The following is an 11,909-nucleotide window of genomic DNA, read 5'->3' as shown; positions in this document are numbered from 1 at the left end:
TCCCATCCTATCATACTATATATTGTGTTTGACTTCCAAAGTATACACTATATATAGTGTATACATCAATATTTATAGCCCAAATTTTATCAACATAATTTTATCATTTTATGTTTTTAATTTTTTTATATGGGTACAAGAATGTTTTGACTTTAATAAAAAATAAGATACGAAATAAAATAGACGATAAATAATATTAATATCCTCCTAAATATCTTCGTACCTATATAATCTTTTGAACTAAAAAAGCGACAATCTAGTTGTCGCTTTAATAAACTTAATGTATTATATGATCTACTCAAAATATTTTTTTAAAAACTGTCCTGTATAAGAAGCTTCTACTTTAGAAACTTTTTTTGGAGTACCAGTAGCAACTATTGATCCTCCCTTATCTCCACCCTCAGGTCCAAGATCGATTATATAATCACAAGCCTTAATTACATCTAAGTTGTGCTCAATAACCACTACAGAGTTTCCAGTATCGGCTAATCTCTGTAAAACTTGAATTAACTTATCTACATCCGCAATATGAAGTCCTGTTGTAGGCTCATCTAAAATGTACAGAGTCTTTCCTGTTGGTCTCTTACTAAGCTCAGTGGCTAGCTTAATTCTCTGAGCTTCTCCACCCGATAACTGCGTAGAAGGTTGCCCAAGTTTGATGTATGAAAGTCCTACATCTACAAGTGTTTCAAGTTTTCTTCTGATATTTGGAATATTCTCAAAGAATTCAACTGCTTCCTCAACATTCATATCCAACACATCTGATATTGTCTTATCTTTGTATTTTACTTGTAATGTCTCTCTGTTGTATCTATCACCTTTACAAACTTCACAAGGTACATATACATCAGGAAGGAAGTGCATCTCTATTTTTATAATTCCATCGCCTTTACAAGCTTCACATCTTCCACCTTTGACATTGAAACTAAATCTTCCCTTTTTATATCCTCTAGCCTTTGCTTCATTTGTAGCAGCAAATATATCCCTTATCTGATCGAATACTCCAGTGTAAGTCGCTGGGTTCGAACGAGGTGTCCTTCCTATAGGACTCTGGTCTATATTTATTACTTTATCTATATTTTCTATTCCTCTTATCTCTTTATGTTTACCCGGTCTCTTTCTAACCCTGTTAACAGCACTAGATACACCTTTGTAAAGTATATCGTTTATAAGTGTACTCTTACCTGATCCAGAAACACCTGTTATATTCACAAATTTGCCAAGAGGTATTTTTACATCTATATTTTTCAAGTTATTTTCAGAAGCTTTAATTATTTCTAGGAAGTTTCCATTTCCTTCTCTAGTCTCTTCAGGAATTGGAATTATCTTTTTACCACTTAAATACTGCCCTGTTATAGAGTTTTCATTTGCTATTATCTCATCTAAAGTACCTTGTCCTACTATTTCTCCACCGTGGATTCCCGCACCAGGTCCTATATCTACAATATGATCTGCTTCTCTCATCGTGTCTTCATCGTGCTCTACAACTATAAGAGTGTTTCCTAAATTTGTAAGGTTTCTTAGTGCAGATATAAGTCTGTCATTGTCCCTTTGATGAAGACCTATACTTGGCTCATCAAGTACATACAAAACTCCAACTAGAGCAGAACCTATTTGAGTAGCAAGTCTTATACGCTGTGCCTCTCCTCCAGATAGTGTTCCAGCTTTTCTAGATAAGTTTAAGTAGTCAAGCCCAACATCCCTCAAGAAAGTAGCTCTCTCTTTTATCTCTTTGACTATTTCCTTAGCTATAAACTGCTGTTTTTCTGTAAGAACTAAGCCATTCATAAATTCAATCAATTCATTTACAGAAAGATCCGTTACATCCATTATATTTTTTCCATTAATAAGTACGGCTAGAACTTCTTTTTTTAATCTTTTTCCCTTACATTTCGGACAAGGTCTTTCAGCCATATACTCTTCTATTTTATCTCTAGCGTACTCTGAATTGGTTTCACTGTATCTTCTCTCTAGGTTTACAACTACTCCCTCAAAGTAAGACTTGTACTGTCTAACCCCTCCAAATTTCGATTCGTAAGTGAATTCTACCTTTACATTTTCTCTTCCATAAAGAAGTTCATCTATAAACTCTTCTGGTAAATCCTTAAATGGTGTAGTCAGAGACACTCCAAAATGATCTGCAAGGCTTTTAATCATCTTGCTGTAGTAAGTGTCATCGTTAACTCCTGTAGATCCCCAAGCGGCAATTGCACCTTGTTTTATAGATAAATCCTTATTTGGAACAACTAGATCAGGATCTACCTCTCTGCTCTCACCAATCCCCTTGCAAACACCACATGATCCAAATGGAGCATTGAATGAAAACATTCTAGGAGATAGTTCTTCTATTGCAATTCCATGTTCTGGGCACGCAAATTTAGTTGAAAACAGTATCTCATCTCCATCTACGACTTGCGCTAAAACTAATCCATCTGCAAGTTTTACAGCTGTTTCCACTGAATCGGCAAGTCTTGATTCTATACCGTCTTTCACAACAATTCTATCTACAACAACTTCAATGCTGTGTTTTTGATTTTTGGTTAAATCTATATCATCTGTTACCTCGTAATTTTCACCATCGACTCTTACTCTTACATAACCATCTTTTTTAATGCTATCCAGCACTTTTTTATGAGTACCTTTCTGACCTCTGACAACAGGAGACAGAATTTGTAGTTTAGTTTTATCCGGAAGTTCTAAAATTTTATCTACTATCTCTTGAATAGTCATCTGGCTTATCTTTTCTCCACAAGTAGGGCAGTAAACATCGCCGACCCTTGCATATAAAAGTCTAAGATAATCGTATATTTCTGTAACCGTTCCAACGGTAGAACGTGGATTTTTAGATGTAGTTTTCTGATCTATTGATATAGCAGGCGAAAGTCCTCCTATATACTCTACACTTGGTTTTTCCATTTGACCTAAAAACTGTCTTGCATAAGAGGATAAACTCTCTACATAACGTCTTTGTCCTTCTGCATATATTGTATCGAATGCTAAAGATGATTTTCCAGAGCCTGATAAACCTGTAAATACAATGAATTTATCTCTTGGAAGCTCTAGACTTACATTCTTTAGATTGTGTTCTTTTGCCCCTTTTATAACTATTTTATCGTCCATTTACTTTTGTATCCTCTCTTCCAATTCTTTAATCTTATCTCTCAACTGCGCTGCTCTCTCAAACTGTAAATCTTTCGCAGCTTCTAACATCTCAGCTTTTAATTTTTCTAAGTTTGCTTTCATTTCATCTATATCGTCTGTATCTTTAATTCCATATACAACTTCATCTTCAGCAACCGCAGTCGCTTCGATACTATCTCTTATATTCTTGACTATAGTCGTCGGAGTAATGTTGTGTTCCTCGTTGTACGCATTTTGTATCTCTCTTCTTCTTTGAGTTTCATCTAAGGCATTTCTCATCGAATTTGTAATCCTGTCTGCGTACATTATTACCCTACCGTTTTCATTTCTGGCAGCACGTCCTATAGTCTGTATCAATGATGTCTCAGAACGTAAGAATCCTTCCTTATCTGCATCTAATATTGCAATCAAGGATACCTCTGGGATATCAAGACCCTCTCTAAGTAAGTTTATACCTACTAGAACATCAAATTTACCTAATCTAAGATCCCTTATTATTTCAGTTCTCTCCAAAGTAACAATATCTGAATGAAGGTATTTAACCTTAATTCCTACTTCTTTTAGATAATTCGTTAAGTCTTCACTCATCTTCTTAGTAAGAGTTGTGATCAATACCCTCTCTGATTTTTCAATTGTCTTGTGTATCTCTCCAAGTAAATCATCTATTTGATTATTTATAGGTCTAACATCCACTATTGGATCTAGTAGTCCTGTAGGTCTTATTATTTGCTCAGCTACAGTTTCTGAATGTTCTATTTCATATGGTCCTGGAGTTGCACTTACAAATAGCATCTGATGTATATTCTCTTCGTACTCAGAAAAGTTCAAAGGTCTATTATCAAGAGCCGAAGGAAGTCTAAATCCATTATCTATAAGAGAAGTTTTTCTAGATCTATCTCCTGCATACATACCCCTTACTTGAGGAATAGTAACATGCGATTCATCTACAATTATAAGGAAATCATCTGGGAAGAAGTCCATAAGTGTGTAAGGCTTCTCACCCTCAGCCCTTCCAGTTATATGTCTAGAGTAGTTTTCTATTCCTTGACAGAATCCTATCTCTCTCAACATCTCTATATCGTAATTTGTTCTCTGCTCAATACGCTGAGCTTCGAGCAACATATCTTTTTCTTTAAATATATTTACAGTTTCTTCTAGCTCTTTCTCTATTGCCGTTATCGCTTTTTCTATTCTCTCTGGAGTTGTTACATAGTGTGATGCCGGGAAAATAACTATATGACTTCTTACACCCTCTATCTTTCCAGTAATATAATCGATCTCGGTGATTCTCTCTATTTCATCGCCAAAGAACTCTATTCTTATGGCCTTTTCATCATTACTTGCAGGGAATATCTCAAGTATATCTCCTCTTACTCTAAAAGTACCCCTAGTAAAGTTGATATCATTTCTCTCGTACTGAATTTCTATCAGCTTTTTTATTACTTCATCCCTGTCTCTTTCCATTCCCGGTCTAAGTGATAGCATTAGCTCTTTATAGTCCTTTGGATCACCCAAACCGTATATACATGAAACAGATGAAATTATTATTGTATCTCTTCTTTCAAGTATAGAAGCAGTTGCAGAGTGTCTAAGTTTATCAATTTCGTCATTTATACTAGCATCTTTTTCTATATAAGTATCACTGTGAGCAACATAAGCCTCAGGTTGATAGTAATCGTAGTAACTTACAAAATACTCAACCGCATTGTCGGGAAAAAAATCCTTGAACTCACTGTACAGCTGTGCAGCAAGGGTCTTATTATGTGCCATAATCAGCGTGGGTCTATTTATTTCCTGAATAATATTCGCCATTGTAAATGTCTTGCCAGATCCAGTTACACCTAGTAAAGTTGAGAATTTTTCACCATCATTTATTGATCCCACAATTGATTTAATAGCTTCTGGTTGGTCTCCAGTAGGCTTAAAGTCAGATTTTATTTTGAAATCCATACTAATCACTTCCTTTTTTCGAACATTAGTTCCTAATATATATCATTATATCACAATTAAAATTATTTTTTAATCATATTTCATTTTTATTCTAAAGATTTCTTTTCCATTTTTGGGGATATACCTTTTTTGTAGGAATTTATAATATAAAAAGGCCTCTATGGGGGATAGAGGCCTTTATGGGGGAGATTGAGTAATCTATTTTGCTTTATATTACGTTTACATTATATATTATGTCCTAAAAGTCGGAGTCTCAAACATTTTTTTGAATAAATTTTTTAAAAATAAGAGGTTTTTATAAGAGGATGTAGCCAATGCTAATATAACGTAAATATTCCATCCATTCTCAGACTAATATTGTCTGATTTGGGATATTATATTTCTATATTTATTTCTTAGCATTTCATTACTATTTATGATAAGCCACCTTTTTAGTTAGTTTAAATTTAATCCGTAAATACAACTTTAATAGGTTCCATGTTTCCATTGTTCTACAACCCATATTTATTTAACTTAACTTTGTTAATCATAAATACAAAACGATTAATAATATTTAAACTTTGTTAATTAAAAAATCTACCTTTAATTTAAATTTTAAATTTGGAAGTAATTTAACTCAGTTAAAAAAACCAAAACTTTTTCTAATATTAGGATTTTGTCTTTTACTGAATTACTGTTATAATACATGTGAAACTAGAATGTATTAGCAATAATTAAGTATAAGTTAAGTGAGGTATATAGATGATCTACAAAGAACTGGCAATTATAACGCTTAAAAAAGACGCTGGCGAAATATATAAAAATCAAATTAGATATTTTTTGGGAGATTATATCAAAATTAACCTATACTCTTTTGAAGAAAATAATTTTCACACTTTAAAAGAGAAACTAATACTCCTATCTGTATATATGAAGCATGATGAGATTGCAAAGATATCTTGTGCTGATGCTCAAATACTGATTCCAAAACTTACTTTTGAAAAGTCTAGTGTCGATACAATGACTGTTCTACAAAAAAATGAAACAGTTTATATGTATAATTTAACAAGGGAAATGGCTTTAGAAACTATTTCATTGGTATATAGACTTGGTATCGACCACCTTAATATACTTCCTTGTTATCCCAACATGGAAAATCCTCCAGTTAATAATACAATTTTGACTCCGGGTGAAAAAGTAATGTTTGATACTAATTTGTGCAATATCATAGATCTAGGATACAGAATCATAGATATAAGTTGTATTATAGAAATAGGAATAAAAACTAATCTAGATCACATAATAAAAGACGATCTTATAAAAAAGTATATGGAAAAGATAACTCCGACGAGTTATTGTACCGAAACATTGCTAGCAAACAGAAATAAATTAGAAAATCAATTTGATCTTTTGTTATCGATCATTGACGATGGAATAATATGTATTGACCATAGTGGAATCGTACAATTTTATAGTCATATAGCAAAGAAAATACTCGGCATTAACGATAATCAAATGATAGGTAAAAAAATAAGCAAATATATAAGCGATATTGATTTTGATAACATTATAGAAAATAGGACACAAATATTTGGAAAGCTAATTAAAATTAATAATCTTGATATAAATATAGAAGTTAAATATATACAACTTAATATCTTCGATGGGTTTATAATAAAAATTACTAAGTTTTATCAAGCGGAGAAAAAACAAGCTAAGCTACGTGCTCAATTGGTTAACTCAGGAAATATCTCTAAATATACTTTTGAAGATATAATAGGATGCTCAAAAGAGATTAATAGCACAAAAAAGCTAGCTTATAAAATGTCTCAATCAAACTCTTCTATTTTGATTATTGGTGAAAGTGGTACTGGTAAAGAATTGTTTGCACAGTCTGTACACAATGCATCTAATAAAAGTTTTGGTCCATTTGTAGCATTTAACTGTAGCACTTTTCATGAAAGTCTTCTTGAAAGTGAACTATTTGGTTATGATGAAGGTGCTTTTACAGGCGCTAAAAAGGGTGGAAAAATCGGTCTTTTTGAACTAGCGAACAACGGAACTATTTTCTTAGATGAAATAAGTGAAATGGATCTAAATTCTCAAGCCAAACTTTTACGTGTAATACAAGAGAAGGAAATAAGAAGAATTGGTTCGGATAAAGTTGTAAAAATAGATGTTAGAATAATTGCAGCTACTAATAGAGATTTAAATGAGCTTGTCCATCAAAATAAATTTAGAAAAGACCTATATTTCAGATTAAATGTTCTTCCCCTAAAGATAAAACCTCTAAGAGAGCGTACAGATGATATATTTCTTATATTTGATTCCTTTAAAAAGGAATTAAACACTAACTTTGAGCTAAGTGAAGAAGTAAAGAATATTTTTAAAAATTATTGCTGGGAAGGTAATGTTAGAGAACTGAAAAATATCGCTGAATACTTTTCATATCTAGATAAGGAAATAATAGAGATATGTGATTTTCCTGAATATATATTAGATATAATTAAATCTGGAAATAACAATATCCCGTTGCACCTTAACGAACCAATAGATTGTAATAATAATTCAAATTCTCTTAAATTTAAAAGACCTTTAAGTGAATATTTATTTGTTCTTAATCAGCTAAATACAGCTTATAATTTAAGGCAGCGAATTGGTAGAAGGACCCTTCACAACCTAGCTTCTTCAAATGGTATTTTTTTAACTGAGCAGCAAATAAGGGTTATACTAGTAGACCTACAGGATAATGGATTTGTAGATATACTAACTGGTAGAGGTGGATCAGTAATAACTAAATCTGGAATAGAATTTTTAGATAATTATAAAAGGGTTTAATGGGATACGTTTTGCCCCATTGTACCCATTATTTCGTTAAATAATAGTTTATAATATAAAAAAATACCTCTCCACTATATTAAGATAAAAAAACTTAATATTTTATATATTTTACACACATGTTATTACAATACTTGTGAACCTATTAATTCTCTTTTTATATAAAATTTATTTTATGGCATATTAATTGCTTATCTAAATTATATCAAATATTAATTGGAGGAGAATATTATGAATTACAATTTTGATACTGTTGTAGACAGAAGTAATAATTTTGCAGCAAAGTGGTCTGAAATGGATAAGAAATATGGAACTAACGATATCTTACCTATGTGGATAGCTGATATGGACTTTAAGGCTGCACCTTGTATAGTTGAGGCTATAAGAAATAGAATGGATCAGGAGATATACGGTTATACTACTAGGCCAGATTTTTATAATGAATCGATCGTTAATTGGGTCTCAAAAAGATATGGTTGGAATATAAAAAAAGAATGGCTAATTTTCAGCCCAGGAGTTATGCCAACAATAAGCTTACTTATTCAAGAATTAACTGAAAAAAATGATAAGATAATGATTCAAGAACCCGTTTATAGTCCATTTAATAGTATCGTTAAGGCTAATGACAGGGAATTAGTAATAAGCCCTTTAATTAGGCAGGAAAACGATAACTATATAATGGATTATGATGAAATCGAGGCAAAAATTAAAGATGTCAAATTGTTTATACTTTGTAATCCGCATAACCCTGTTGGGAGAGTATGGACTAAAGAAGAACTAAAAAAATTAGGTGATATATGTATAAGAAATGGAGTTAAAATTATATCTGATGAGATTCACAGTGATATAATATTAAAAGGCTATAAACACACTCCTTTTGGATCAATATCTGAAGAATTCGCTCAAAATAGTATTACATGCATGGCACCTACCAAAACATTTAATATAGCCGGGCTTCAAATGTCTCAAGTTATACTTCCAAATGAAGATGACTATAAAAAATTAGATACAGCTTTTACTAGAATAGATATAAAAAGAAATAATGCCTTTAGTTTAGTAGCAACTGAAGCAGCTTATAACCACGGTGAAGAATGGCTTGAGGAATTTCTAGAATATTTAGAAGGTAATATAGACTACGCAATAAAATATATAGAGGAAAATATCCCTTCTCTTAAAGTTCATAAACCTGAAGCTACTTATTTGCTGTGGGTGGACTTTAGTAAACTTGGTAAAAGTGATGAAGAAATTGCAACTGCGTTAGTAAAAAAAGGTAAAATAGCCCTTAATAATGGTCCTTCTTTTGGTATAGGTGGAAGCCAATTCCAAAGAATTAACTTGGCTTGTCCTAGATCTATGGTTGAAGAAGGATTAAATAGAATAAAAACTGCGGTAGATTATCTGTTATAAAATTAATATAAAACTACTTAAAAACCCGAAAGGAATAAAAATCATGAGTAATACAGAAAAAAGAAAACCCACGTTTAGATTCGCATTATTAGTTATACTTGCAGTAGTTGGTTTTGCTACTATAGGTATGGTCGGATTCGGAGCATCTGTTACTACAGTGTTCCTGCTGTCATGGCTTATAGTTGTACCTGCAGCCATGAAACTTGGATACACTAATAGTGAAATAGAAAGAGCTGGATTTGAGGTTGGAGTTGATGCTTTCCAATCAAATTTTATAATATTATCAGTTGGAGTACTTATAGCGGCATGGTTAGCATCAGGGACAATACCGACAATAGTATACGGAGGTCTTTTAACAATAACGCCTAAATACTTTTTAGTTGCCACTTTACTAATTTGTTCTGCAACATCATTAGCTACTGGTACATCTTGGGGAACTCTAGGTACTTCTGGTGTCGCACTTATGGCTATTGGTAATAGTATGGGTGTTCATCCAGGTCTAACAGCTGGAGCTATTATATCTGGTGCATTTTTTGGTGATAAGATGTCACCTTTATCAGATTCAACGAATTTAGCAGCTGCAGTATGTAAAACAGATATAATGACTCATATTAAACATATGATGGGTACTACAGTTCCATCTTTTATGATTTGTCTAGTTTTATATACAGTTATTGGTTTTAAGTACGCAGGCAATACAATAGATAGCCATCAAATAAACGAAGTAATGACAGTATTAGAAAGTAACTTCCACATAGGATTTGTAGCACTGATTCCAATTATATTCTTAATGATATTACTTGTTCTACAAAAGCCGCCTATTATTTCAATATTATCATCAGCAGTTATGGCAGGTATCATAGCATTTTTTCAAGAAGGTCAAAAAATACCAGATATACTAGATTATATGCTAAACGGATTTAACATTGAGACTGGTCTTGAATATACTGATAAATTATTAAATCGCGGCGGAATAATGAGTATGGCTGAAACAGCATTATTAGTATTCGTAGTATTCGTAATTGCTGGAATTTTACAGAGAACAGGATTTTTAGAAGTATTACTTGAGCCAATGATAAAGAAAATTGGCCAGTCAAGAACTAAGTTAGTGGGAACTACATTCATAGTAAGTTATCTTGCAAATGCTTTTAGTTCATCAATGATGTTTACATCAGTATTCGTAGGGACAGCAATGTCACCGATTTTCAGAGAATTTAAATTGAAACCAGAAAATCTATCACGTATAATAGAAGATACAGCTACTTTAGGTGCACCTCTAATACCATGGAATTCTAATGCTATATTCTGCAGCCAAACGTTAGGAGTTGGAGTATTTACATTTATACCTTTCTGCTTTTTAAATTGGATAAGCCCTATAATTAACTTTATATACGGAGCAACAGGATTTAATATGAATACGTATACCGATGAAGAATTAATTGAATTAGAAAAACGAGAACTTGAGTGCCAAAATTTCGCAAACATATAATAATATAAAAATTTAATTGAAGTCTATATATAGAGTTAGTTATTGGACATCCTATATATAGGCTTTATATACTTTATATAACTTATATTATATGTACATAATATTAAAAGGAGAAAATTAATGGAATTTCATTTATATTATATAATTCAAGATGTCATTGGGGTTTTGATATCTTTTTTAGGGATAAGATTGTTTTTATTGTCTCTTAAAATAGCATCTATAAACAAACTATCTAAAGGTTCTTTACTCCTTATGACCAGATATACACTAATGATACTAGCTGGAGTTAACTTATTATTAAATAAATTTGGATTAAAACCTTGGATAATAAGTATAATACTAATGGTTCTGGCTTTAGTTCCTTTTTCAAAAAAAAAATAGAAGTGGAAATGTAAAACTCCTGGCTGTAGCTGCACAGGAGTTTTACATTTCCACTTCTATTTACAATCTAATATATTTTTATGAAATAAGCTCTCCAATCTTAATTGAATTCCTAATATATATTTATCTTTATTTGCAATCTTCATTAAGCAGTATTTGCCTGCTCTAGAGTAGCGAGGTTGGACAAGAAAACAAAAAAATAAAATGAAAAACATAAAATTAATAATTATTTTTTAAATTTTCTCCTTGCTCTTGAATTTGACTTTAATTTTGATCTTCCGCACAAAGCCCTAACATAGGAAGTTTTAGATTTAAATAAAATAGAGGTTAATAGTTGAATTTCGAATGGATATAAGGATGTTGTTGTGAGCTTGTAGACGTCTGGCGTGGTTTCTTAGCCAGCCTACAAGCTCACAATGTCGTCATCATATACGTTCGGATTTTAACCATTAACCTCTCCATTTTTTAAATTAAAAACTAAAAAAAGACTACGTGGCTACGTCTTACTCTCCCAGGCAGTTTCCCACCAAGTACCATCAGCGCAAGAGAGCTTAACTTCTGTGTTCGGAATGGGAACAGGTGTATCCTCTCTGCTATAGTAACCACATAATCTTTAAATTAGAGTTAGTACTCTAAAAACTACATATATAATTTAGTAAATCATCTAAAATCAGGTCAAGTCCTCGATCTATTAGTATCGATAAGCTCCATACATTGCTGCACT

General features: G+C 32.0%; 6 protein-coding genes and 1 rRNA gene. 4 read left to right on the top strand and 3 right to left on the bottom strand.

Annotation, left to right across the window (positions count from 1 at the left end; genetic code table 11):
* Positions 1 to 294: 294 nt before the first annotated feature.
* Together uvrA and uvrB are read right to left on the bottom strand one after the other, a co-directional pair.
* On the bottom strand, positions 295 to 3,120 hold the full coding sequence (gene uvrA, locus J2Z43_RS06230) for an excinuclease ABC subunit UvrA (protein ID WP_209456397.1): 2,826 nt from the start codon (positions 3,118 to 3,120) through the stop codon (positions 295 to 297).
* Entirely contained in the window at positions 3,121 to 5,091 is a 1,971-nt protein-coding gene (gene uvrB / locus J2Z43_RS06225; RefSeq protein ID WP_234926112.1) for an excinuclease ABC subunit UvrB, read from the bottom strand.
* 741 nt (positions 5,092 to 5,832) lie between these two features.
* Between uvrB and J2Z43_RS06220 the strand changes: the two genes are divergently transcribed.
* From J2Z43_RS06220 to J2Z43_RS06205, 4 genes are all read left to right on the top strand, one after another.
* Positions 5,833 to 7,908, top strand: coding sequence for a sigma-54 interaction domain-containing protein (locus J2Z43_RS06220; RefSeq protein WP_209456396.1), 2,076 nt, complete (start codon positions 5,833 to 5,835; stop codon positions 7,906 to 7,908).
* A 231-nt stretch (positions 7,909 to 8,139) separates the two neighbouring features.
* Positions 8,140 to 9,315, top strand: a complete 1,176-nt coding sequence (locus J2Z43_RS06215; protein ID WP_209456395.1) for a MalY/PatB family protein — start codon at positions 8,140 to 8,142, stop codon at positions 9,313 to 9,315.
* Between the two features lie 43 nt (positions 9,316 to 9,358).
* Positions 9,359 to 10,804, top strand: a complete 1,446-nt coding sequence (gene nhaC / locus J2Z43_RS06210) for a Na+/H+ antiporter NhaC (RefSeq protein ID WP_234926110.1) — start codon at positions 9,359 to 9,361, stop codon at positions 10,802 to 10,804.
* Positions 10,805 to 10,924: 120 nt separating this feature from the next.
* Positions 10,925 to 11,185 (top strand): hypothetical protein, encoded by a 261-nt coding sequence (locus J2Z43_RS06205; RefSeq protein ID WP_209456394.1) that lies wholly within the window; start codon positions 10,925 to 10,927, stop codon positions 11,183 to 11,185.
* A gap of 490 nt (positions 11,186 to 11,675) precedes the next feature.
* Here J2Z43_RS06205 and rrf read toward each other — a convergent pair.
* A 5S ribosomal RNA gene (gene rrf / locus J2Z43_RS06200) occupies positions 11,676 to 11,792 on the bottom strand.
* Between the last annotated feature and the right edge of the window lie 117 nt (positions 11,793 to 11,909).

The organism is Metaclostridioides mangenotii, assembly GCF_017873185.1.
Lineage (GTDB): Bacteria > Bacillota > Clostridia > Peptostreptococcales > Peptostreptococcaceae > Metaclostridioides > Metaclostridioides mangenotii.
The sequence above is the reverse complement of the archived record's forward strand: the minus strand, read 5'-3'. Positions and strand labels throughout refer to the sequence as shown.